Source organism: Pseudomonas ulcerans (genome assembly GCF_036324125.1).
Taxonomy (GTDB): Bacteria; Pseudomonadota; Gammaproteobacteria; order Pseudomonadales; family Pseudomonadaceae; genus Aquipseudomonas; species Aquipseudomonas ulcerans.
This window is the reverse complement of the sequence record NZ_JAZDQN010000021.1, coordinates 1-24,187: the sequence shown is the minus strand read 5'-3', so window position 1 is coordinate 24,187 and position 24,187 is coordinate 1. Positions and strand designations below refer to the sequence as shown.

Annotated in this window: 17 protein-coding genes and 1 pseudogene; 8 read left to right on the top strand and 10 right to left on the bottom strand. The window is 66.3% G+C overall.

Annotated features, from left to right (window positions below; translation table 11 throughout):
- Positions 1–48 precede the first annotated feature (48 nt).
- The gene (locus tag V0R59_RS18615) at positions 49–1,104 is read left to right on the top strand and encodes a transketolase-like TK C-terminal-containing protein (protein WP_330075988.1); all 1,056 of its coding nucleotides are present in this window, start codon (positions 49–51) and stop codon (positions 1,102–1,104) included.
- Here the strand turns inward: V0R59_RS18615 and V0R59_RS18610 are convergent.
- On the bottom strand, positions 1,089–1,544 hold the full coding sequence (locus V0R59_RS18610) for a MarR family winged helix-turn-helix transcriptional regulator (RefSeq protein ID WP_330075989.1): 456 nt from the start codon (positions 1,542–1,544) through the stop codon (positions 1,089–1,091). The genes V0R59_RS18615 and V0R59_RS18610 overlap by 16 nt on opposite strands.
- 138 nt (positions 1,545–1,682) lie before the next feature.
- On the opposite strand from V0R59_RS18610, the pseudogene aceE reads away from it, so the two are divergent.
- Both aceE and V0R59_RS31995 read left to right on the top strand, forming a co-directional pair.
- A pseudogene (aceE, locus tag V0R59_RS18605) lies at positions 1,683–3,717 on the top strand (pyruvate dehydrogenase (acetyl-transferring), homodimeric type); the annotation flags it as partial.
- Positions 3,703–4,353, top strand: a complete 651-nt coding sequence (locus V0R59_RS31995) for a transketolase-like TK C-terminal-containing protein (protein WP_408005236.1) — start codon at positions 3,703–3,705, stop codon at positions 4,351–4,353. The pseudogene aceE and the gene V0R59_RS31995, both read left to right, overlap by 15 nt.
- Before the next feature lie 163 nt (positions 4,354–4,516).
- Here V0R59_RS31995 and V0R59_RS18600 read toward each other — a convergent pair whose 3' ends face one another.
- The gene (locus V0R59_RS18600; RefSeq protein WP_330075990.1) at positions 4,517–6,106 is read right to left on the bottom strand and encodes a hypothetical protein; all 1,590 of its coding nucleotides are present in this window, start codon (positions 6,104–6,106) and stop codon (positions 4,517–4,519) included.
- Between the two features lie 115 nt (positions 6,107–6,221).
- On the opposite strand from V0R59_RS18600, the gene V0R59_RS18595 reads away from it, so the two are divergent.
- Positions 6,222–6,761, top strand: a complete 540-nt coding sequence (locus V0R59_RS18595) for a histidine phosphatase family protein (RefSeq protein WP_330075991.1) — start codon at positions 6,222–6,224, stop codon at positions 6,759–6,761.
- A gap of 16 nt (positions 6,762–6,777) precedes the next feature.
- Here the strand turns inward: V0R59_RS18595 and V0R59_RS18590 are convergent, their stop codons facing one another.
- From V0R59_RS18590 to V0R59_RS18565, 6 genes are all read right to left on the bottom strand, one after another.
- The gene (locus V0R59_RS18590) at positions 6,778–9,303 is read right to left on the bottom strand and encodes a TonB-dependent siderophore receptor (RefSeq protein WP_330075992.1); all 2,526 of its coding nucleotides are present in this window, start codon (positions 9,301–9,303) and stop codon (positions 6,778–6,780) included.
- Positions 9,304–9,443: 140 nt separating this feature from the next.
- Positions 9,444–10,412, bottom strand: a complete 969-nt coding sequence (locus tag V0R59_RS18585) for a DUF4880 domain-containing protein (protein WP_330075993.1) — start codon at positions 10,410–10,412, stop codon at positions 9,444–9,446.
- The gene (locus V0R59_RS18580; protein WP_330075994.1) at positions 10,409–10,918 is read right to left on the bottom strand and encodes a sigma-70 family RNA polymerase sigma factor; all 510 of its coding nucleotides are present in this window, start codon (positions 10,916–10,918) and stop codon (positions 10,409–10,411) included. The genes V0R59_RS18585 and V0R59_RS18580 overlap by 4 nt, the downstream gene beginning before the upstream one ends.
- 81 nt (positions 10,919–10,999) lie before the next feature.
- On the bottom strand, positions 11,000–12,625 hold the full coding sequence (locus tag V0R59_RS18575; protein ID WP_330076004.1) for a hybrid sensor histidine kinase/response regulator: 1,626 nt from the start codon (positions 12,623–12,625) through the stop codon (positions 11,000–11,002).
- A 102-nt stretch (positions 12,626–12,727) separates the two neighbouring features.
- Positions 12,728–13,648 (bottom strand): HNH endonuclease, encoded by a 921-nt coding sequence (locus V0R59_RS18570; protein ID WP_330075995.1) that lies wholly within the window; start codon positions 13,646–13,648, stop codon positions 12,728–12,730.
- Positions 13,648–15,939 carry an AAA family ATPase gene (locus V0R59_RS18565; protein ID WP_330075996.1) on the bottom strand — a complete coding sequence of 764 codons (2,292 nt, stop codon included), beginning with the start codon at positions 15,937–15,939 and terminating at the stop codon, positions 13,648–13,650. The genes V0R59_RS18570 and V0R59_RS18565 overlap by 1 nt, the downstream gene beginning before the upstream one ends.
- Positions 15,940–16,148: 209 nt before the next feature.
- Between V0R59_RS18565 and yddG the strand changes: the two genes are divergently transcribed.
- The gene (gene yddG / locus V0R59_RS18560) at positions 16,149–17,042 is read left to right on the top strand and encodes an aromatic amino acid DMT transporter YddG (RefSeq protein WP_330076005.1); all 894 of its coding nucleotides are present in this window, start codon (positions 16,149–16,151) and stop codon (positions 17,040–17,042) included.
- 27 nt (positions 17,043–17,069) lie between these two features.
- A complete protein-coding gene (locus V0R59_RS18555) occupies positions 17,070–17,972 on the top strand; it encodes a LysR family transcriptional regulator (protein ID WP_330075997.1) in 903 nt (300 codons plus the stop codon).
- Between the two features lie 97 nt (positions 17,973–18,069).
- On the opposite strand, the gene V0R59_RS18550 is transcribed toward V0R59_RS18555, so the two are convergent.
- Both V0R59_RS18550 and V0R59_RS18545 read right to left on the bottom strand, forming a co-directional pair.
- Positions 18,070–19,251, bottom strand: coding sequence for an iron-containing alcohol dehydrogenase (locus V0R59_RS18550; RefSeq protein WP_330075998.1), 1,182 nt, complete (start codon positions 19,249–19,251; stop codon positions 18,070–18,072).
- An 84-nt stretch (positions 19,252–19,335) separates the two neighbouring features.
- A complete protein-coding gene (locus V0R59_RS18545; RefSeq protein ID WP_330075999.1) occupies positions 19,336–20,820 on the bottom strand; it encodes an APC family permease in 1,485 nt (494 codons plus the stop codon).
- 247 nt (positions 20,821–21,067) lie between these two features.
- Between V0R59_RS18545 and V0R59_RS18540 the strand changes: the two genes are divergently transcribed.
- Complete coding sequence (locus V0R59_RS18540) at positions 21,068–22,021, top strand: DUF4328 domain-containing protein (RefSeq protein WP_330076000.1); 954 nt, start codon at positions 21,068–21,070, stop codon at positions 22,019–22,021.
- Between the two features lie 218 nt (positions 22,022–22,239).
- Positions 22,240–23,904, top strand: a complete 1,665-nt coding sequence (gene mqo, locus V0R59_RS18535; RefSeq protein ID WP_330076001.1) for a malate dehydrogenase (quinone) — start codon at positions 22,240–22,242, stop codon at positions 23,902–23,904.
- The last annotated feature ends 283 nt before the right edge of the window (positions 23,905–24,187 follow it).

Below are 24,187 nucleotides of genomic sequence, written 5' to 3'. Positions count from 1 at the left end.
TTGCCGTCTCCATCGCCCATCCAGGGGCGCCCACAGGAGACGACTGCAATGGACACTCCGCACCTGCAACGCACGCCAAACACCGGACACGCCGCCGCTGCCTGCCTGCTCGGCATCGAGCAGGCGGGCGGCCCGGGACCTACGCCATTGCTGGCGATGCGCGAGCTGATCGCGTCGCTGCAACAAGACCCGGCCAGCAAGGACCAGTTCTGGCTGATCGATGACCGCGCAGGCGGCGACCCGGCCACCACCGCCATCAGCGCCTGGCCCCTGTGGTTCAGCGAGCATGCCCGCGAAGACGAGCGCCCGCTGTTCTACCTGACCCGTTCGCGTACCTCGGCGCACCTGTCGATGCTGGCGGCGCAGACGGCGGAGCGCGGTATCTTCCTCAACGATATCGAGTCATCGCCCTCGCGCTGGGCCAAGGGCGCGCATCCGTGGTTGCCGCTGTGGCTGGCGACCAACCGCCGCTGCCTGCCGTTCGATCCGGCCTGCGCCGAGGAGGCCCGGGTGATCGTGGGCGGGGCCTTGCGCGAGTTCTATCAGGAAGGTCGGCCGGGCTTCTGCTACCTGACCCTGCACGATGCCCCCGGCGAATCCCTCGACTGCGCGCGGGAGCAAGCCTGGCTTGGCATGTATCGAGTCTCGGGACCGGCGTCCGGTACGGCACAGGTACGCCTGCTGGGCGCAGGGCGAATGCTCGAAGAGGTTCGCGCCGCCGCCGTCCAGCTCAAGCGCGGTTGGGATATCGACAGCGAAGTGTGGAGCTGCCCCAGCTACACCCGCCTGGCCCGGGATGCCGCGTCGGTGCGGCGCTGGAACCGCAATCCGCGAAACCTCCCGCGACGCGCGCACCTGCATGACTGCCTGGCAGGCAGCCAGGCACCGGTGATCGCGGTGACCGGCTATGCCGAGTTCGTCGCCGCACAGCTGGCCGAGCATGTCGAGGCACCGTTCACTTCGCTGGGCGCCGACAGCCTTGCGCCGGGCCAGCGCCTGGAGCGCAACTGGATCGCCTACAGCGCCTTGCAGGCCCTGGTGGAGCAGGGCACCTTGGCCACCGCAGACCTGAGCGAGGCGCTGCGTCGCTACGGCCTCTCCTGATCGCCAAGGCGGGCATTGCAGGCGGCGCCCTCCAGGGCACTGGCGAAGGCGCGCTGCTGCGCCTCGTCGAACTCGGCGAGAAACAGCTGGTCGACCGCCTGCTTGTACACCTTCCACATGCGCTTGCGCAGCGCGCGGCCCTCGTCGGTGATCCGCGCAATGGCGCCGCGGCCATCGCCCTGCGCCTTGAGGCGCTGCACCAGGCCGTCCTTCTCCAGGCGATCCACCAGGCGGGTGAGGTTGTAGCGCTCGATCGCCATGACATCGGCCAGCTCATGCATGCGCCGCTCGCCCTCGGCGCCGCTCTCGATGCCCCACAGGGCGTCGTACCAGGCATAGGGCGGCAGCTGCTGTTCGGCAAGGCGCCGCTCGATCTCGCGGATCAGGCAGCGGTGGGCACGGACGAAGCTGAACCAGAGATCGGGGGCGGGTTGGGTCATGCAGTCTCCAAAGGGGTGATGTAATTGCATTTGCAATCAGATGCGGAATGAGGGGATATTGTTGCAGCTGCAATCATATCCGTCCGGCCGCCGAATTGCATCGCGGCGGCGCCCTTCATACAAGGAGTGATTCACCCCATGAGCCCGCATTCCCTACTGCAAGACGCCGACCCGCAGGAAACCCGCGAGTGGCTGGATTCGATCGCTTCGGTGGTCGAGGTCGAAGGGCGTCCGCGTGCGCATTTCCTCATCGACCAGCTGCTGGATTTCGACGTATCGCTGCACGGCGACCTGCACGGGCGCATCACCACGCCCTACATCAACAGCATCGCCCCGCAGCGCGAGCTGCCCTATCCCGGCGACCTGGCGATCGAGAAACGCCTCAATGCCTATATCCGCTGGAACGCCCTGGCCATGGTCCTGCGCGCCGGCAAGCACTCCGGGGTCGGTGGCCATATCGCCACCTACGCCTCGGCGGCGGTGCTCTACGACGTGGGCTTCGATCACTTCTTCCGTGGCCGCACCGAAGACTTCGCCGGCGACCTGGTGTACATCCAGGGCCACTCGGCCCCGGGGATCTACGGGCGGGCCTTCGTCGAGGGGCGGCTGAGCGAGGAGCAACTGGACAACTTCCGCCGCGAAACCGACCGCGACGGCATTTCCTCCTACCCGCATCCGCGGCTGATGCCGGACTTCTGGCAGTTCCCCACGGTGTCCATGGGCCTGGGGCCGATCACTGCTGCGTACCAGGCGCGTTTCATGCGCTACCTGGAAGACCGCGGGCTCAAGCAGCACCAGGGACGCAAGGTCTGGGCCTTCCTTGGCGATGGCGAGATGGACCAGCCGGAATCCCTCGCCGCGATCTCCCTGGCCGGGCGTGAGCGCCTCGACAACCTGATCTTCGTGGTCAACTGCAACCTGCAGCGCCTGGACGGTCCGGTGCGTGGCAATGGCAAGGTCATCCAGGAATTCGAGGCGCTGTACCGCGCGGCGGGCTGGAACGTGATCAAGGTGGTCTGGGGAAGCGGCTGGGATGCGCTGCTGGCCAAGGATGCCAGCGGCCTGCTGCGCCAGCGCATGATGGAGTGCGTGGACGGCGAGTACCAGGCCTACAAGGCGCAGGATGGCGCCTATGTGCGCGAGCATTTCTTCGGCAAGTACCCCGAGCTGCTGGAACTGGTCAGCGACATGAGCGACGAGCAGATCTGGAAGCTCACCCGTGGCGGTCATGACCCGCTCAAGGTCTACAACGCCTATGCCCGCGCGGTGCGCCAGGAGGGCCGGCCGACGGTGATCCTGGCCAAGACGGTGAAGGGCTTCGGCATGGGCGAGGCGGGCGAGGCGCAGAACATCAACCACCAGTTGAAGAAGATGGGCGACGCTGCGGTCAAGGCTTTCCGCGACCGCTTCGGCCTGGAACTGAGCGACGAACAACTGGGCGACCTGCCGTACCTGCGGCCTGCCGCAGACAGCGCCGAGGCGCGCTACCTGGCTGCCCGCCGCGCGGCGCTGGGCGGCCAGGTGCCGGCGCGGCAGGCGCGGGTGGAAGCGCTGGAAGTGCCGTCGCTGGCGTCACTGCAAAGCCACCTCAAGGGCACCGGCGACCGGGCGATCTCCACCACCATGGCATTCGTGCGCCTGCTCAGCGCATTGCTCAAGGACCCGCAGATCGGGCGCCAGGTGGTGCCGATCGTCCCGGACGAATCGCGCACCTTCGGCATGGAGGGGATGTTCCGCCAGATCGGCATCCATTCCCATGTCGGCCAGCTGTATACGCCGCAGGATGCGGGGACGCTGTCGTACTACAAGGAAAGCGTCGACGGCCAGATCCTCCAGGAAGGCCTCAACGAGTCCGGGGCGACGTCCTCGTGGATTGCCGCCAGCACCGCCTATGCCAACCACGGCGTGATGATGGTGCCGTTCTACATCTTCTACTCGATGTTCGGCTTCCAGCGGGTCGGCGACCTGCTCTGGGCGGCGGGGGATGCGCGGGCGCGGGGCTTCCTGCTGGGGGGCCACCTCGGGCAGGACCACCCTGATGGGCGAGGGCTTGCAGCATGACGACGGCCACAGCCATGTGCTGGCGGCCACGGTGCCGTGCTGCGTCGCCTACGACCCGACCTATGCGTACGAACTGGCGGTGATCGTCCAGGACGGCATGCGCCGCATGTATGGCGAGCAGGAGGACATCTACTACTACATCACCGTGCTCAACGAGAACTACCCGCACCCGGACATGCCGCAAGGCGTGGAGCAGGGGATTCTCAAGGGCCTGTACCGCCTGCCCATCGACAAGCCGGGGCAGGGCGCGCGGCACGTCCAGTTGCTGGGCAGTGGCTCCATCCTGCCGGAGGTGATCGCGGCGGCGGACATCCTCGAACGGGACTATGGCGTCAGCAGCGAGATATGGAGCGCCACCAGCCTGACCGAGTTGCGCCGCGAGGCGCAGGCGGTGGAACGCTGGAACCTGCTGCATCCGCTGCAGGAGCCCCGGGTGCCCTATGTGCGCCAGGTGCTGGCAGAGCATGCCGGGCCGGTGGTGGTGGCGACTGACTACATGAAGGTGCATGCCGACCAGATCCTGCCATGGCTGACCGACCGGCGCTTCGTCGCGCTGGGAACCGACGGCTTTGGCCAGTCGGACACCCGCGAGGCGCTGCGCCGGCATTTCGAGGTGGACCGGCAGTTCATCGTGCTGGCGGCGCTCAAGGCGCTGGCGGATGACGGGGTGATCGAGCGGGCGGTGCTGGGCGAGGCGTTGCTGGCGCTGGGGATCGATGGGGAGAAGGTGGATCCGGCGCGGGTTTGAGCGAGTAATCGGGCTGTAGGTCCAAGAGCGACACGGCCCTTGTGGGAGCGGGTTCACCTGCGATTACGGTGGTGGCATCACCAAAGCAATCGCGGGTGAACCCGCTCCCACAGGGCCGCGTGGGGCTAGGTCCTTTGTGTCTGGCAGGATGCCCGCGACGGCCTCAGCCCCTGATTTCGCTCGGGTCCGCCTGCAACGACCAGCTGTCACGCTTGCTCGCCAGCTGGCTTTCCAGGATCGACACCCCACGCTCGCGCAACGACGTCCGTTCGCGCTGGAAGGCGCCGTCGATCAGCCCCAGCAGGTTGCGACTCTGCGCCGTCGAACGCGGCGTGCTCACGTCATCGCTCAGCACGCCATCCACGTAGGTGCGGACCCGCTCGCTCTGGCTGGCCTGCTGGCTTGCGCTGGCTTCCACCAGCTTGTTGTCCTTGTTCCAGGCCAGGCGCGTGCTGCTGCTCGCGCGATCGTCGATCTCGTGGTAGCGGTAGTTCTGCGACTTGAAGTCGGTGCCGAGCGCCAGGGGCACCAGCGGGTTGAGGCCTTCATGCCAGGCGGCGCTCAGGCGGGACTGCTGGTCCTGCTGCACCGAGCGGGTCGACAGGGCCGTGCCGTTGACCTTGGTCGACTGCGAGACTTCGTAGTCGAAGCGATCGGTCTCCGCCGGCAGCAGCGGGTTGACCGACTGCTCGGCCTTGCCGACCTTGGCGGTGAAGTCCGCCAGGCCGCTGAGCAGCACCCGGTCGTTGCCGCCCAGCACCTTGCCGCCGGTAGGCGAGGCGCGGTCGTCGTCGGCACTGTTGAGCTGGACGAAGGCGTCCTTGAACAGCCCCATCAGCTCCTTGTCGCCCTTGCCCCGGGCCTGCGCGGCATCGAACTGGTCGAGGTAGTTGCGGACCGCCGCCTGGCGCTGGCTGGCATTGCCAAGCAGCGAGGCATCGCGGGTATCGAGGTTGAGTTCGAGGTTGCCGGTCGGGCCGTTGAGGCTCAGGGAGCGCGCGCTGGCGCTGATGTCCAGGGCGAAGGCCTGCTGTTCGCCGCTGGCGGTGCGCAGGTTGGCGTCCAGCTTCAGCGAGCTGAACAGCGCCGGGTCGGGCTTGACCAGTTCGCCGAGCTTCAGCTGCGGCGGCTCCCGGGTCAGGCCGTCGATGGCGGACTGGAAGCTGTCGGCCAGGCTGGCGAGGCCTTTCAGCTGATTGGCATCCAGCTCGCCGTCCTGCACCTCGGCGCTGACCGCCAGGCCTTGCTCGTCGGCGACCAGGGACAGGCGCACGGTGGCGCCGCTGGTGGTGGTCAGGCTCAGGGTGATGGCGTTGGTCGGGTCCTGGCGCAGGCTGTCGGCGCGCAGTTTCAGGGCCTCGGCGCCGGGCTGCACATCCCCGGCGTAACCGAACACCGACTGCGAGACGGACTGCCCGCCCTTGACCACCAACTGCTCCAGCAAGGCCGCACCGACGCCCTGGAAGCGGGCGTTGTTGGACGTGGCCTGGACGCCGCTCAGCATGGCGATGCTCAGCTTGTCGGTGGTGTCGTCCTGCAGGGCATAGCGCTGCGCCGAGGCGAGCAGGGCGCCGCGGGCACTATAGGTGCTGGCGTCTTCATTGCGAGTGGTCTGGCCGAGGCTGACGCTGCTGCTGGTACTGGGAATGGCGGCGGTCTGTTGTGTCGCGCTGCTGCTGGCGGCATTGCTGGCGGCCGCCTGGGGCGCGGTGTAGACCGGTGTGATGCGCAATCCTGCGATGCTGAGGGTCATGGAGGGAGCCCGTGATTTCCGTACGTGATCCAGGGTTATCGGCAGCAGGGCGGGAAGCTTGACAGGCAACCTGTAACAAAGATCATGAGGCTCCTTTCGTGCATGAAGATTTCCCATGAAGAGCACCCAGCTGACATTCATCTGTCACGCCCTGACCGACGCCCAGCGGGTCGGGCGTTTTCATTCGATGGAGGATGGACTCAGGCGCAGCGTCGAGCCGCAGGACTGGGCCGGGCAGGGAGCGCGGGTGCTGATCGCGCCCGAGTTGCGCACCCGCCAGACTGCCGAGGGACTGGGCCTGTCGGGGCAACTGGATTCGACCTTGCGCGATTGCGACTTCGGCCGTTGGCAGGGGGTGTCGCTCAAGCGCCTGGAGCAGGACGACCCGACCGGCTTGCAGCAATGGCTGAGCGATCCGCAGGCGGCACCTCACGGCGGAGAGTCGGTGGCGCAGGTCTGCACGCGGGTGGCGAGCTGGATGGACGATACCTTGCTGCCGGGGTCGTGGCTGGTGGTGACCCATCCCATGGTGATCCGCGCTGCCCTGCGGCATGTGCTGGAGTGCCCGTTGGCGGCACTCCAGCACATCGATGTCCTGCCGTTGGCGCAGGTGCGCCTGAGCCGTTTCGGGCGCTGGCGCTTGCGCATCGAGTGAGGGTGCGACCCAACCCTCAGTCGAACACCCCGCGCAAGGTCAGGACGAAATTGCGCGGCTCGCCGTAGTAGTTGCCGTACTCGGAGGTGCCGACGCTTTCGTAGTAGCGGCGGTCGAACAGGTTGTTGCCCTTCAGTGCCAGGGTCCAGTGCTCATCGACCTTGTACTCCACCAGGGCGTCGTACACCGCGTAGCCGGACTGGGTGAAGTCGTAGTCGCGGCTGTCGATGACGTTGCCCACGCTGTCGAAGCGGTAGGCCTTGCCGGACACATAGGTGGTGCTCTGGGCGGTCACGCCGGCTCCGACGCGGAAGTCGGAGAGGGCACCGGGCAGGGTATAGACGCTCCACAGCTTGAGCAGGTGCTTGGGCGTGATGGTGCTGTACAGGGTTTCCTCGGTGTCGTTGTTCACCCGGTTGTAGGTGTAGCCGGCCAGCACCTCCCAACCCGGGGCGATTTCGCCGCTGGCTTCCAGGTCCAGGCCCTTGCTGGTGATCTTGTCCTTGGCCAGGTAGCAGCAGGCGCCGCTGTAGCTGAACACCGGGTTGGGGTAGGCCGGGTCGATCGCCGCCTGGTTTTCGCGAACGGTGTGGAAGAGGGCGGCGCTGACGTTCAGCGCGCCATCGAACAACTCGCCCTTGATCCCGGTTTCCCAGGTCTTGCCGGTCATCGGTTCGATCGAGGTCGGCGCGGTTTTTGGCCCCTGCAGTTTCTGCGCCTGGGGCTTGAACACCTCGGCATAGCTGACATAGGTCGACCATTGCTCGTCGAGGGCCAGGATCAGGCCGCCGAAGGGCACCAGGGTGGTGGGCTCGCGATCGGGAACGTGGTCGGCCAGCGCCCAAGGGCCGGTGCCATCGTTGTTGCGCATGTAGTAGGCCTGCTCGAACTTGTAGCGCTGGGCGCGGGCGCCCGCCACCAGCTTGAGCGGATCGCTCAATTGCAGGCGCACGGTGGAGTAGACGCCGTACTGCTCGCGGGTGTTGGGCGAGTAGTCGCGCCAGAACACGTGGCTGGTGGCATCGCCGTCGAGCGGCGTGGCCTTGGGGTTCCACAGGTCGATCAGGCCGCCCTTGCCGAGCATGCCGTTGGCTGCGCGCCAGCGGCTGGTGACCTTCTGGTAGTCGGCGCCGAGCAGCAGTTCATGACGCCGCTCGAAGGCGTCGAAGCCGCCCGACAGGTTGACGTCGAACACCGACTGCTTGCTCCAGCTGGAGACATAGCTGCCCCACCAGTACGGGCCGTTGTTGGTGGTCTCGTCCACCGAGCCGTAGGGAATCACGCCCTCGGTGGTGGACTGGTTGTAGGTGTCGGTGAAGGAGACGTTGAGCTTCCAGTCGTCGTTGAAGTAGTGGTCGACCTTGGCGAACCACTCGCGGGTGGAGCTGTCGTTCCAGGCCTGATCGGTGGTGTACCAGGTGTGCCGCGGCAGGTGCAGGTCGCCACCGGTGCTGTAGCGCGGCAGGCCGTCGCCGGTGCCGGTCTCCTTGACCTTGTCGTAGCTGCCGCCGAAGGTCAGCGTCGTGTCGCTGCCCAGGTCGGCTTCGAGGATGCCGTAGAGCAGCGGTTTTTCCGTGGCACGGTTGTCCATGAAGTACTGGCGGTCGGTGTAGGCCGCCACCAGGCGCCCGCGCAGCGCGCCGTCGAAGCCCAGGGGGCCGGTGACGTCGACCTGGCTGCGGTAGTTGTCCCAGGAGCCGGCGGAGGTTTCCAGCTTGAGCTGGTAGTGGTCCAGCGGCCGCTTGCGCACCAGGTTGACGATGCCGCCCGGGTCGCCGGTGCCGCCGAGCAGGCCGCTGGCGCCGCGCAGCACTTCGACGTGGTCGTAGGCGGCCATGTCGTACATGCGGTCGCTGTAGAAGGTGCCGACGCCGTTGCCGATGTCCATCGGCGCGGCGCCGTCGATCTGCACGTTGTCGATGCCGAAGCCGCGGGAGTAGAACTGCTGCGAGTGATAGGTGGAGCTGCGGGTGGTGATGCCCGGGGTGCGTTTCATCGCCTCGGGGAGGCTGGTGATGCGCTGGTCCTCGATCAGTTTCTGGGTGATGACCGACACCGACTGCGGGGTGTCCTTGAGGCTTACCGGCGTCTTCGAGCCGACGCTGACCAGGCCGGTGCTGTACGACCCGGAGTTCTCGGTCATTTCGCCCATGCCCTGGCCGCTGATGGTGGTGCTGCCCAGCTCCAGGGTGCCGGCGGCGTTGTCGGGGCGGCGGACGAGCCGGTAGCCGCTGCCGTCGTCGATCGCTTCCAGGCGGGTGGCCTGGAGGATGCGGGCGAGGCCGTCGCGGACCGAATGGTCGCCGGTCAGGCCGTCGCTGCGCAGGCCGGCGGTCAGCGCCGGATCGACGCCGATCATCACCCCGGCCTGCTGGCCGAAGGCGCCGAGGATGCTGTCCAGGCTGCCGGCGGGGATCTGGAAGTGGCGGGTCTGTTGCTGGAGGGTATCGGCGGCGAGCAGCGGCTGGCTGGCGACGCCCAGGGTCAGGCCGAACAGGGCCAGGCGCAGGGCACGGGCCAGGGGAGCGGGGCGGTTGAGCATGAAGACGATCCGTGGGTTGGCAGGGGATGGGCGCTGTGTTTTCAGCGTTCTGTCTGTCTTGATGCTTGAGGTGGGAAGAAACTGCCGGGGATTTTGATTTTTTTTCGTCTTGCTGGATCCAGCGGCCTCCCGACTTGCGTCTAAGCCGCTTGCACCGTCGCCCACAGCCCCATCACCCGCTCCACCTTCACCGGTAACACCCGGCTCAACAGCTCCAGGCTCGCGTCGGGATTTTCAAGCGAATACGACCCCGACACTGGCAAGCCTGCCACTTCCGGCGCGCAGCGCAGCACGCCGCGGCGGTAGCGGTCGAGATGGGCCAGAAGCAGGCCCAGGGGCATGCGCTCGACCACCAGCAGACCGTCGCTCCAGGCCAGCGCCGAGGTGCTCAGGGCCTGCTGGGCGCCGCTGAAGTCCGCCTGCCGTCCGGCCCCGAGCATGAGGCTGTCGCCATGGGGCAGTTCCAGCGTCGCGCTGCCGGCGAACACCTGCACCTGGCTGCCGCTGATCCCGGGCAGATCCCGCCCGACCACCACGCGGCTCGACCGCCCTGGCCGCAGCCAGCCCTCGGCGGTGCGGATGCGCACGTCGGTTTCCCTGCCGGTACTGACCAGCACCCGCCCCAGGTTCAACACCAGCTCCAGCCCCGCCGGGGTCATCGCCTGATCCAGCGCGGTACGCGTGTCCAGTTGCACCTGCACCCCGGCCGCCAGTTGCAGGCGCTGGCGCTCGCCGGTACCGGTGCGGTAGTCGCTGAACAGTTCCGGCAACAGGGTGCGCTCGCGCACGCCCACCCCGGTGGCCGCCAGCACCGCGAAGCCGGCCAGGCCCTTGAGCAGCGCGCGCCGCGAGGTGCCGCCACGGGCACGCAGCAGGCCCCGTGCATCGGCTGCCGGCAGGGCGCGGGTGGTCTGACGCAGGTCGTGGTTGAGCCCGGCCAGGCGCTGCCATGCCAGTTCGTGCGCCGGGTGCTGCGCCCGCCAGGCCTCGCAGGCACCGCGTTCCTCGGCACTGCTCACCCCGGATTGCACCCGCACCATCCAGTGCAGCGCCTGTTCCAGCACCTGCTCGTCAATGGCCTGCTGATCGACCGGCTGGAACAGCTTCATGGCGCGTAGACCGCCGCGTAGCACACGCGATAGGCCTTGAGCATGGCCTTCTGCACCACGTTGACGCTGACCCCGAGCCGTTCGGCGATCTGCGGGTAGGTCAGGCCATCCAGCTGCGACAGCAGGAAGATCTCCCGCGTCCGCGCCCCCAGCCCGTCCAGCAGGCGGCCGACCATGTCGAGGGTTTCCAGGACCAGCAGGCGGGTTTCCGGCGATGGCGCTTCCTCCGGATCCAGCACCGCCAGGGACTCCAGGTAGGCCTGCTCCAGTGCCCGGCGGCGGAAGAACTCGGCGCACAGGCGCGTGGCTACCGTCGCCAGGTAGGCGCGGGGTTCGCGAAAGGCGGGGAGGACGTCCTGGCGCATCAGGCGGATGAAGGTGTCCTGCGCCAGGTCCTGGGCCTGCTGGTGATTGCCCAGGCGCCGGCGCAGCAACTGGACGATCCAGCTGTGGTGGGCCAGGTAGAGTTCACCAACGGCGTGATGCGGGGAAGCGGGAGAGGGCATGCGCGCGGCTCCAGTCGGGACGGGGCGGAATGCTGCGCATGATAATGCTTCCTATTAACTCTGGTGCAAGAAAATCTTTGCTCAGGCCACGCCACCTTGCGAATCCAGGACCTGGCGTACCTTGCGCGCCAGGTCGTGGGGCAGGTACGGCTTGGAAATCACCTCGAATTCCGAGCCGCCGATGTCGGTGCGCTCGATGGAGTTCTCGGCGTAGCCGGTGGTCAGCAGCACCTTGGTCACGGGATGGCGGCGGCGCACCTCGCGGGCGAGCATCACGCCGTTCATGCCGCCGGGCATGATCAGGTCGGTGAACAGCAGGTCGTAGCGCTCGCCGGCCTCGAAGCGCTTCAGCGCCTCGCGGGCGTTGAGCACGATCTCGGCCTGGTAGCCGTAGTCCTCGAGGACCATCTTCGCTAGCTCCGCCACGTCCGGGCGATCCTCGACGATGAGGATGCTTTCGCTGCCATGCCGGGAGTCCGGCGCCGGGCGCCGCTCCACGGGCAGCAGGGCGCCACTGTCCACCGGGAAATACAGGCGCAGGGTGGTGCCGATGCCTTCCTCGGTGTAGATCCGCGCGGCGCCGCCTGACTGCTTGGCGAAGCCATACACCATCGACAGGCCGAGGCCGGAGCCCTTGCCTTCTTCCTTGGTGGTGAAGAAGGGGTCCATGACCCGGTCGCGGATGCTCGTCGGCATGCCGACGCCGTTGTCGGTGATCGACAGGCTCACGTACCGGCCGGGCAGCAGGCCGTCATAGGAGGTGGTGGCCAGGTCACGCACGATGACGTTGCGGGTTTCGATGAAGATGTGCGGGTGGGCGCGGCCGATCAGTGCGTCCCGCGCGTTGATGAAGATATTGAGCAGGGCCATTTCCGCCTGGGTCGGGTCGATCCGGCAGTTGCTCAGGCCGTGCTCCAGGTCGTAGTCCACCTGCACGCCGGCGCCGAAGGTGCGGTTGACCAGCGGCTGCACGGTCTCCACCAGCTGGTTGAGGTTGAGCACCCGGCCTTGCAGCTTCTGCTTGCGCGAGAAGGCCAGCAGTTGCTTGGTCAGGGTGCTGGCCTTGTCCACTGCGGAGCGGGCGTGGAAGGTGCTGCGGCGGATACGGTCGAGGTCCGGTTCGGGTTTTTCCGCGGCGCTGCGGATCAGGTCGATATAGCCGCCCATGACCTGCAGCAGGTTGTTGAAGTCGTGGGCGATGCCACCGGTCAACTGGCCCAGGGCTTCCATCTTCTGCGACTGGTGCAGGGCGTCCTCGGCGTCGCGGCGGCGGCTGACATCCAGCTGCGAGGCGAAGAAATAGATCAGCTCGCCCGCCTCGTTGAAGATCGGCGAGATGAACAGGGCATTCCAGAAGCTGCTGCCGTCCTTGCGGTAGTTGAGGATCTCGGTGGAGAAGTCGTAGCGGCCCTCGATGGCTTCGCGGATCGAGTCGATCACCTCGCGGTCGGTATCCGGGCCCTGGAGGAAGCGGCAGTTGCGCCCGACGATCTCCGCCGAGGTGTAGCCGGTCATGTCGAGGAAGGCCTGGTTGGCGAAGATGATCGGGTTGTCTGCGGCATTCGGGTTGGTGACGATCATCGGCATGCGCGTGGTTTCCACCGCCGCGAAGAAGATGTCCTTGGGATGGCTGGACAGGTCGGCTGTCGAGGAGTCGTCGACGCGGGTAGGGGTGTTCGGCACGGGCAGCTCCTTGACTGGCTTCATCGTCATGGCCCCCGTGCCGTGAGCGGCGCCAGGGGCGTTGATAATGCAGACCATCAGGAAAGCGGATCGTTGCCGGTTGCGTTGCTGGTGCCGACGCCGTGCTCAGAGCCCGTCGAGGAACTGCTTCAGCCAGGTCCTGACCATCTCCGAGTAGGGGGCTTCGGGGGCGGTCATGTCACGGATCTCCTTGTGAATGCGCTCCTGCAGCAGTTCCAGGCGCTTGCGTACAGGTGCCAGGCCCGGGTCGGTGAGGTCCACGACTAGATCGCCGAGTTCGATGGACAGGTCGCCGAGGAACTCCAGGTGACGTAGCAGCCGGGTGCGGTCCTGGACCAGGCCGAGGCGGTTGAGACCGTAGATCTGGATCGACATCGCCCCGCGCGGGCTGGGATGTCCGGTGGCGCTGCCGGGCAGCACGATGCCGATGGGTGAATCGCGATCGATATGAAAGTGCAGATGCTCCCGGGGGTCGTCCCGGGTCGGGTCGAGCAGGTAGGGCTGCTCGTCGTCGCAGGCATAGCTTTCCGCGACCAGGCGCCGCTTGGCGTCGATCAGCGGAAAGCTGTCCTTCTTGCCGGCATCGGCCAGGGCCAGGCTGCTGTGTTCGCCGCGACTGGCCTTGTGCAGTTCTTCGAGGCTGGTGGAGGCATCCGCCACCCGTTGCTTGCGGCGGCGGTTGCAGTCGATGCAACTGGGCAGCAGGTTGTCCCAGCTCATCGCCAGCCACCAGTAGCCGGGGTGGTCGGGGTCTTCGCTGACCGCGGCTTTCGGACGGTAGTGCTCGATGTCCACCGGCGCCGAGGCGCAGAAGAAGGTCTCGCAGTAGGCGCATTTGTTGTGGAACAGCTGGGCCAGCTTGCGCTTGACCTGCTCGTGCTTGTAGGCCGCGTAGGTGAAGCTGCCTTTCTTCGGATCGGGATCGTTCTGATGGTCGCGGGCGCGGTCGCGTTCGCTCTTGCCCGTCCTGTCCAGGCTGTCGAGGCTGGAGGGGGTGCTGTTGGCGGGTCTTTTGACCTGGCGCATCAGAGCACGCTCCGCAAGGCGTTGACGATGGTTGCCTTGACGTTCTCGCGCAGGGCCTTGCGCTGAGCGGACGGCTGGTCGCGGCGCTGCTTGAGGTAATCGGCCACGGCTTCCTGGACCAAGCGGTGCACCTCCGAGGTGCCGATCGGCAAGGCCGAGACCACATCGCGCTTGAAGCGCTCGACGGTCGCCCGCTGCGTGGCGTCCAGATCGGGTTCGCCGAGCAGGTCGGCGACTTCGGCGAACTGGCGGTCCATCTCCGGGTCGTCGGTGGAGTGCAACTGGAACAGGTCCGAGGTCAGCAACTGCTCCAGACGCATTTCCGAAGGCGATGGCAGATCGTCGAGCAGTTCGCTGCGGGTCGGCAGGCCGGCGCTGGTGGTGCCGTCGGTGACCCTGACCCGGCGCATGACCACGGTTTCGCCGTCGTGCATGCCGCGCAGGCACAGCGGGTCATGGGTGGTGGCGATGAAGGTGACGTTCGGCAGGGCCTGACGCAGGCCGCGCATGATCTGCATCTTCCAGCGTGGGTGCAGGTGCGCTTCGACCTCGTCGATCAGCACCACGGCGCGGGCACTCTGCAAGTTGTCGAAGTGCGGGTAGACCTTGCGGTTCATCATGCCGCGCATCACGTCGCAGACCATGGCCAGGATCGAGCGGAAACCGGAAGAGGCGACGTTCAGCGAGCTCTGCGCCAGCGGGCTGCCGTCTTGCTTGAGGGCGGTGACGACGAAGCATTGCTTGCTTTTCTCGTCACAGCGGACCACGTCGAAATTGCTGTCGATGGCGAGGATCTCGCGCAGGGCGCGGATGACCATGGCGTAGTGATCCGGCTTCAGGCTCAGCAACCACTGTTCCGGATTGGGCAGGACGCTGCCGTCGAACAGGTTGCGGATGGTGCTCTGTGCGCCGCCGCGACGGTGCGCCTTGTGCTGGTACTGGCGAAAGGCACCGTAGGCAAAGACCGGAATGTGTTCGTCGCTGCCCAGTGCGTCGTGGATAGCCGTCGGCGAGAGGGTGCGTGTGCGTGTCGAGCCGTCGGAAAAGCCGACGTCGATGCGTGCATGGGCAACTCCGCGGGTTTCCCCGGCGCCAAGCAGACTGGGATCGAGCACGTAGTTTCGTGGTGTCAGCCCCATGACGGTGACCGCCTCGTCGGTCGCCAGGCCGAGGGCGATGGCTTCGAGCAGCGAACTCTTGCCCGCGGCGTTTTCGCCAAGGATCAGCAGGGCTGGCGTACGCGGCTCGCGGTCCTCGCCGATGGCGTGGATGGGAGGCGGCAGACTGATATGCAGGTGTTCGATGGACTTGAACTGGCTGATCTGCACGGACGTGACCCGGGCCTCGCTGTGGCGGCGGGTGACGGTGATGTGGGCGTGGGAGTATTCCTCCAGGTCCTGCGAATCGACCTGCTCCCAGGCGTCGATGAGGATCTTCCTTCCGGCGACGTTCTTGCGCAGTTGCTTGAACACACGGTCTATGCGGCTCATGGCGAGCTCGGGTTTCGTGCCGTTCTTCGCGCCTATCGACATCGCCAGGCGCCGCAGCAGGAGGTACCAGGTGCCGCCGAACTCAAGCTCGGCGAAGTCGAACAACTCGCTGCTGGTGGTGCCATCGCGGTCGTTCATCCAGTCGAGCAACTGCGAGAAGTAGTGCTGATAGGCCGATGCGCGTTTGTAGCCCTTCACTCCGCCGTTCAGGGAGAAGTGCTCGATGGTCACGACCCCTCGTGGTTCGATACCGACCAATCGCCCATTGGTCTGTGCACCCATGTACCGGTGGATGTCCTTGTCCTGGCAGGGGTCGAGCAACACCGGCTTTTCGGCCAGCGGATAGCCTGGCCACAGCCCTGTGTTCTCCTCGGCATAACGCTCGAACAATGCCAGTTCGGGCACGGCGGCACGCTTGCCGAAAACCGGGAAGTACCCGGCCTCGCGCGGCAGACAGTCATCGCAGATGGAGTAGATGTTCTGCCAGGCGAGGTCCAGCCAGCTGTAGTACAGGTGTGCCTGCGTGTCCGCTTGATGCGGCAGGGCATTCTCGATGGGGCGAAAGCGATAGGGCTCGGTATGCACTGCTGTTTCGCAAAAGGCGCATCGCCTGGCGAACAGCCTGTGCAAAGCGTCGCGCATGCTGAGGTGGCTGAGATTGAGCGAGGAGCGCAGGAAAGGTTGCTGGGATCTCTGCTCCTGGCTACGGGCCATGAACTCGGCGGCTTTCTTCCGGTGCAGTTCTGCCGCAGCGGCCGTCAGGATGGCGGGCGGTGGCACCGATCGTTCGATATAGCGCATGGCGGTTCTCGGTCCTTGAGGGGCGGTTTCGCCGGGGGACTGTCTGGTGGCGGGATACTAAGTCGAGCAGAGGCATAAAGCCATTAGTCTTGGCAGAACCTGAACTTGCCCTGGCCCTGTCCATTTCGGCCATCCTGGCGTCCGCCGAAGCCACGTCGCAGAGCGGTCGTTGCGGTAGACTCGGCGCTTTTGCCGGGAGAGCCCCATGACTGTCACAGGACCGCGGACCGCGGACCGCTACCGTCTGCGGCTTGCTCGCCATCCTGCTCTGGAGTACCGCCTCCGGCCTGATCCGCAGTATCAGCCAGGTGTTCGGTCCGCTCGGCGGCGCGGCGCTGATCTACTCCCTCGGCACCGTGCTGCTGGTGCTTCTGCTCGGCCGTCCGCGCCTGCGTGCGGTGCCGCGTTTCTACCTGTGGGTCGGCAGCGCGCTGTTCGTTGCCTACGAGATCTGCCTGTCGCTGGCCCTGGGTTTCGCCAGCAACGCCAACCAGGCCATCGAAGTCGGCATGCTCAACTACCTGTGGCCGTGCCTGACCGTGGTTCTGGCGATCTTCATGAACGGCCAGCGCGCTCGCTGGCTGATCGTGCCGGGCAGCGTGCTGGCGCTGACCGGGATTGTCTGGGTGGTCAGCGGCAATGGCATTTCCCTGGAGCAGATCCTCGCCAACGTCGGCTCCAATCCGCTGAGCTACGGCCTGGCCTTCAGTTGTGCGATCACCTTCGCCCTGTACTGCAACGTCACCCGCCGCTATGCCAACGGCCAGAACCTGGTGGTGCTGTTCTTCTTCGTCACCTCGTGCCTGCTGTGGCTCAAGTACGCCTTGAGCAGCGAGCACCTGCCGGCCTTCACCCTGGACAACAGCCTGGAACTGCTGGCCGCCGGCGTGGCCATGGCCGGCGGCTACGCGCTGTGGAACCTGGGCATCCTGCGCGGCAACCTGACCTTGCTGGCCACCGCCTCGTATTTCTCGCCCGTGCTGTCGTCGGCCTTCGCTGCGCTGTGGCTGGGGGCGCAGTTGAGCGGGCAGTTCTGGCAGGGCGCCATGCTGGTCGTCGTCGGCTCGCTGCTGTGCTGGCAGGCGACGCGACAGGTACACTGACGGCCCTTTTGCCGATGGTTGCCGACCATGCTGCGTACCGTCACCGACCTCGACCTGCGCCTGCTGCGCATCTTCGCCACCGTAGTGCGCTGTGGCGGTTTCACCGCGGCGCAGGCCGAGCTGAACATGAGCCAGTCGAACATCAGCATGCATATCGGCAGCCTGGAAAAGCGCCTGGGCTATCGCCTGTGCGAGCGCGGCAAGGGTGGTTTCCGCCTGACCGCCAAGGGCCGGCGCATCCTCGATGCGTCGCGGGCGATGTTCGATGCCATCGGCCTGTTCCGCGACGAGGCGCAGGCGTTGTCCGGCAACCTGGTGGGCGACCTCTACGTGGGCATGGCGGACAACGTGGCGACCTTGCCGCAGGCACGCTTTGGCGAGGCTCTGGCGCGTTTCCACGGGCGCGAGCAGGACGTGCAATTGAACCTGTACGTCAATTCGCCGACCGAGCTGGAACTGGCGGTGATCGACGGGCAACTGGACCTGGCGGTGTCGTACTTCAGCCGCTCGCGGCCGAGCCTGGAATACCTGCCGTTGTACACCGAGGAAATTGGCGTGTTCTGTGGCGATCGTCATCCGCTGTTCGCCGAGAGCGACCCGGACCTGGCGCGGATCGCCGCGTGCAACTGGATCAGCCATGGCTTTCTTCCGGAAAACCAGGAACTGCCGCTGCGCCCCGAACGCAGCCGGGCCACGGCCTACCATATGGAGGCCGTGGCCCATGCGGTGCTGGCGGGCACCCACCTGGGCTACCTGCCGACCCACTATGCGCAGATCTGGATCGAGCGCGGACGCATGCGTGCCTTGCAGCCGGAGCGGCTGAAGTACGAGGTGGTGCACAGCATGATTACCTACAACGGCAGGCCGCAGAGCGAGGCGGCGCGGGCGTTCGTGGAGGATCTGCTGGCGGTGCATGGGTTGGCGTTGTGAAGCGGGGGATTTGCGGGGGGCGCCTAGCCTTTCAGGCTGCGCTGTCGCGCAGAGAATAGGTCCACGAGCGACGCGAACCTGCACAGGAATTTGCGCGTTATTTCAGGTATCCAGCCACTGCATTGCGATAGATCCGTGCGTAGTCGGCTGCCACCAACGGCAAGGCATTGCTCTGCGACGACGAGATATCCGCCAGCGCCTGCTCCCCGACCCAGCCCGCATCCTCGCCATTCAGGCCCAGATCTGCCAGCGTCGCCGGAATCCCCAGCCGCGCCCGCAACTCCAGGACCCAGGCCAGCAAGCCATCGAAACTGGCGTCCTCCAGCTCCAGATAGCGCGCCAGCCGCGCCGCGTCGCCTTCGATGGCACTGCGATTGGCCACCAGCACATAGGGCAGCAGCACGGCATTGAGCAAGCCATGGTGCAGGTGATGCCGCGCGCCCAGCGGATGGGCCAGGGCATGCACGCCGCCCAGGCCTTTCTGGAACGCCACGGCGGCGCTGGACGAGGCGATCAGCATGCCTTCCCGTGCGGCCAGGTCATTGCCGTTGCGCACGGCGTTTTCCAGATGCAGCTTGACCAGCCGCACCCCCTCCACGGCAACCCCCGCCGACATCGGATGGCACAGCGGCGAGAACAGCGCTTCGAGGTGATGGGTGAGGGCGTCCATGCCGGTCGCGGCAGTGAGTCTCGCCGGCAGCCCGGTGGTCAGCGTCGGGTCGAGGATCACGCTGCGGGCCAGCAGTTCGCGGTGGCCGATGACCTTTTTCACGCCTTGCACGGTATCGGTGAGCACGGCCTCGCGGCCCAGCTCGGAGCCGGTACCGGCGGTGGTCGGGATCGCCACCAGGGGCGGCAGGTTCAGCGTCGGGTAGTCGCCCAGGGTCGGGTAGTGCTCCAGCATCTGCGCCCACTCGAAGCGCTCCAGGCCTTGGCGGTCGCGGCTCAGCAGGGCGATGCCCTTGGCCGCGTCCAGCGCGCTGCCGCCGCCCAGGGCGATCAGTCCGTCATGCTCGCCCTCGGCAAACACCGCTGCGCCGGCACGGGCTTCGTCGAGGCTGGGGTTGCTGGACAGGCCGTGGAACAGCGCATGCTCGATGCCGGCCGCTTGCAGATGCTTGCGTACGGTATGCAGCGGCGGTAGGTCGAGCATGCCGGGGTCGGTCACCAACAGCGGCCTGCGCATGCCGGCTAGGGTGCAGCGCTGGGCCAGCAGGTCGAGGGCGCCGGCGCCGCAGAAGATTTCGGTGGGGTAGTTCCAGTAATGGATCGTGGACATGGCGAATTCCTGTTGTCGCGGACGAGCCCGCCCCGCCGGCCAACGGCACCGGTGCAAAGGGGCGGGAAACTAGGAGAGAGGGGATCAGTCGACGGCGCGACCAGCGAAACTCAGGCTGCTGGCGATGCGTCGATGGGGCTTGGCCAGCAGCAGGTAGGCGAGGCCGAACAGCGCCAGCGCCGAGAACACCACCACCACCGCCCAGACCTGGAACCATGGCGCACCCGGCGGTGCCAGCAGCTCCCGCGGCCAGGCCACGTTGATCGCTTCGAACAGCAGCCAGCACACCGCGAACCCATTGATCGCCAGGCCCTTGCGTCCCAGTTGCAGGGCACCCTTGGCCGGGTCCCAGCGGCCGCTGAGGCGAGCGTAAAGGGCGCTGGCGGTGACGATCAGGAAGACGAAGAAGAAGCCGCCGCTGCCGAAGGCGATCAGCGTGCCCACCGCCGTGGCGTTGAGACCCAGGCCGAGCCCGAGGCTGGCCAGCAGGGTGCTGCAGACCATCGCTGCCATCGGCACCTTGCGCCCGTCCACCTTGCGCAGCAGGGCCGAGGCCGGAAGGATGCCGTCGCGGGCCATGCCGAAGATGGCCCGGCCGATGTAGGTCTGCACCGAGACCACGCAGGCGATGAAGGCGATCAGCACGATGGCGACGAAGGGCCGCTCGGCCCAGGCGCCGAAGGCATCGGTCACCGCCGGGGTGACCGGGTCGATGATCTGCCCGCTGACCACCGCGCCCGGATCCTTGAACGACAGGGTCACGGCGAAGGCGGTGAGCATCACGGTCAGGCCCACCACCAGCATCGAGCGCAGGATCGCCCGCGGGGTGGAAACCCGTGCGTCGGTGGTTTCCTCGGACAGCTGCGAGCAGGCATCGAAGCCGAGGAACGCCCAGCCGCACACGGCCATGGCGGTGAGCAGGCCACTGACATAGGAGCCGTCGGAGGCACTTTCGGCGCCCAGGCTGCTGAACAGCAGGTCGAACGAATGGTTGCGGAAGAACAGCAGCAACAGCACGCCGATGCCGATGGAGGCGATGGCCTCGGCGAAGATCCCGGCGTTGACGAAGTACTTCAGCGGGTTGATCCCCAGCAGGTTGACCCCAAGGCCCAGTGCCAGCAGGGCCGCGCCGCAGGCCACCTGGGCGTTGGCCGAGGGCGGCGCGTCGAACAGCAGCAGGCCGAGCCAGAAGCCGCCGAGGTAGGCCACGGTGGTCAGCGAAGCCAGCGCCGCGGCGAGGTAGAGGAAGCCGGTGAACCAGGCCAGGCGGTCGCCCACCAGGCGCCGTACCCACTGGTAGCAGCCGCCGGCCAGCGGAAACTGCGAGGACAGTTCGGCGTACACCAGCGCCACGCTCAGTTGCAGCAACAGGCACAGCGGCACGATCCACACCCAGGACGGCCCGACGCTGATGGCGCCCAGGGACATCACCGAGTAGATGCCGACGACGGGAGAGATGGTGGCGAAGCCCACGGAAAACGATGACCACAGGCTCAGGCCGCGGTCCAGCTCCTGGCGGTAGCCGTGGCTGGCGAGCAGGTGCTCGTCGGGGTTGGAGGGAACGGACATGGAGGATCCTCGGCAGGTTTTGGAATTGTTATCGAGATCCGGTGCCTCTGGGGACACTCGAGGTTCTGCCGCAGGTTATGCCGGGTACGCGTCAGGAAAAATTCATGAGTGTTGCGGCTGGCATCAGGATTTCTTGATGTATGCGACGTCTGTGGCGAGCCACGAGTCCTTTGCCGGCAATCGACTGTCAAGGACGCCCTTGATAGCCTTGCGCCGGTACTCACGTCGTTCCGCAGGGAAGCATTGAATGAAATTCGCCTGGTTGTTGCTGTTCTGGTTGCTGGTTTTGCTCGTGGGTGCGGTGATCAACCACTTCAGGGAAAAGAAGCTGGACTTCTCCCGTGGCTACCTGATCTTCCTCCTGGCGCTCTGCGCCTTCGACTTCGTCATGCTGTTCAATTCGCCGCTTCTGGTCTACACGGGCCCGGCCTACGCCATCAGCTACCTGGCCACCAGCTATTTCCTGACGATGCTGCCGGTCGGGCTGGTTTCCTGGCGTTTTCGCAAGAAGCGCGCGCGGGAGGCGGCCCTGGGGGCGGTGCATTACCGCGTGGAAGGCTACAAGGATCTGGCTGCGCTCAACCAATGGGTCGCCGGGTTCATGTATGCGCTGATCCTGGTGAGCGGCTACTGCATGTTTACCGAGGTGATGAACTACCAACTGCTATCGGCCTACGACAGCAACGCCTTCCTCGATCCGGCCCGGCTGGTTGACGACGCTACGATTGTCCAGCGTTACCAGGCAGCCGTGGCGTTCTATTTCAAAGGCGTTCTGCCGATTGCGGTCTGCCTGCTGCTGCGCTGGGTCTATCGGGCCCGGCTCAATGTCCGGCTGTTTGCCGCAAGCGCCGGGCCGCTGGTGCAGCCATGGCGGCCTTGGCCGGTGATGCGCGAGATCTGGGAGGTGAGCCATGGCACCCCCGCGAACCCTTCCACCCGGTCCCCGGCGCTGTTGCGCTGCTGGTGGGGACTGCTGCTGACGGCCGGGGCGCTAGCCCTGTGCATGCTTGCCCTGGCCGGCAACCCGGACCTCAAGGTGATGAAGCTCGCGGCCCTCGTCACCCTGGTGCAGAACGTTGTACTCATCGGCTTCTCGATCGCCACCGTGATGCTGGTCAAGCGCGTCCGCGCTGCGCAGTGCCTGCGTGCCAACGAAGGCGCGGATGCGCTCCCGGAGCCAGGCGGGCAACTGGCGTCCTGAATAATCCTTGCCGCCGTTCGTAATTGTTGATTGAGGTGGCCGAGACGGCGCATTCAGCGGCACCTCAGCTAACCTTTGAACTGTTCGACGCTGGCCTGCCTCCAAAAGCCGGGCCTGCCGTCGCGTCTCGTGCCTTGCGTGCAACCAGGGGCGAGCAGTCGGTCCATCGGGCAAGGAACCCAGGCAATCAGATCGAGGCTCGCCTCGTGGGAGAGAAGATGAGTATCAGGATCAAATGGAGCGGCGCCCTGACCGGCGTCGCGCTGGCCTGCAGCATCGCCAGCGTCCAGGCCGCCGAGCCGAAGAAGGTCGACGTGCTGCTGGTGGGCGGCGGCATCATGAGCTCGACCCTGGCCATCTGGCTGAACGAGCTGGAGCCGGGCTGGTCCATGGAAATGGTCGAGCGCCTGGACAAGGTCGCCGAGGAAAGCTCCAACGGCTGGAACAACGCCGGCACCGGCCACTCGGCCCTGGCCGAGCTGAACTACACGCCGGAGAAGGACGGCAAGATCGACATCACCAAGGCGGTGGAGATCAACGAGTCGTTCCAGATCACCCGGCAATTCCTTGCCTGGCAGGTCAAGAGCGGGGTGCTGAAGAACCCGCGCTCGTTCATCAACTCCACGCCGCACATGAGCTTCGTCTGGGGCGATGACAACATCAGCTTCCTCAAGCGCCGCTACGAAGCCCTGCAGAAGAGCCCGCTGTTCCGCCCGATGCAGTACTCCGAGGACCACGCGCAGATCGCCAAGTGGGTGCCGCTGATGATGGAAGGTCGCGATCCGCAGCAGAAGCTGGCGGTGACCTGGACCCCGATCGGCACCGACGTCAACTTCGGCGAGATCACCCGGCAGTACGTGGGCTACCTGCAGCAGCAGAAGAACTTCAGCCTCAAGCTGTCCAGCGAAGTCGAGGACATCACCCGCAACGCCGACGGTTCCTGGCGGGTCGAGTACAAGAACCTCAAGGACGGCAGCAAGTCCACTACCGACACCAGGTTCCTGTTCATCGGCGCCGGCGGCGCGGCGCTGCCGTTGCTGCAGAAGTCGGGTATCGCCGAGGCCAAGGACTACGCCGGCTTCCCGGTGGGTGGTTCGTTCCTGGTCACCGACAACCAGGACATCGCCCTCAAGCACATGGCCAAGGCGTACGGCATCGCCTCCACCGGCGCGCCGCCGATGTCGGTGCCGCACCTGGACACCCGGGTACTGGATGGCAAGCGGGTGATCCTCTTTGGCCCGTTCGCCACCTTCTCCACCAAGTTCCTCAAGGAAGGCTCGCTGCTCGACCTGTTCGCCAGCATGTCGGTGCATAACGTCTGGCCGATGGTGCGGGTCGGCGTGCGCGAGTTCGACCTGGTCAAGTACCTGGTCGGCCAGCTGATGCAGAACGACGACGACCGTTTCGCCGCGCTGCAGACCTACTTCCCCCATGCGAAGAAGGAAGACTGGCGCCTGTGGCAGGCCGGCCAGCGCGTGCAGATCATCAAGAAGGACGAGAACCAGGGCGGCGTGCTCAAGCTCGGTACCGAAGTGGTGACCTCCAAGGACGGCACCATTGCCGGCCTGCTCGGCGCCTCGCCGGGCGCTTCGACCGCGCCACCGATCATGCTCGACCTGATGGGCAAGGTGTTCAAGGATCGCCTGGCCTCGTCGGCCTGGCAGGAGAAGGTCAAGCAGATCATCCCGAGCTACGGGACGCACCTGAACGACGACCCTGCGGCCGTCGAGAAGGAGTGGGCCTACACCAGCGAGGTGCTGCAGCTGACCCCGGCGCCGGGTATCGACCAGCGCCAGGATCCGGCCAATCCGCAGGACATCGATCCCCTGGGGCAGAAGCATGGGGATGAGGATCCGGACCTGGATCCGGATGCGGCGCAGTAGGAGGGTTCTTTTCCCGTGTCTCGGGCCTGTCGCTGGTTTGCCAGCGACAGGCTTTGTTTTTTCTGCTCTGTGGTGCTGGTGCTGGTGTTGCGAGCATATCCGGTCGCGGCGGCGACTCCGCCGGCGCTTTCCGCCTTTACGGCGGGTCCATTTTGTCTTGGCAAAATGGACGAAAACCGCTGGCTCCCACATCAGGCCCTACGCTGCGCTCCGGGTCCCCTCCCTCCGGCGCCTTTCGCGGCCATCGCGGCCTACGACTTGCTTCGCAAGTCTTCATCTCGCG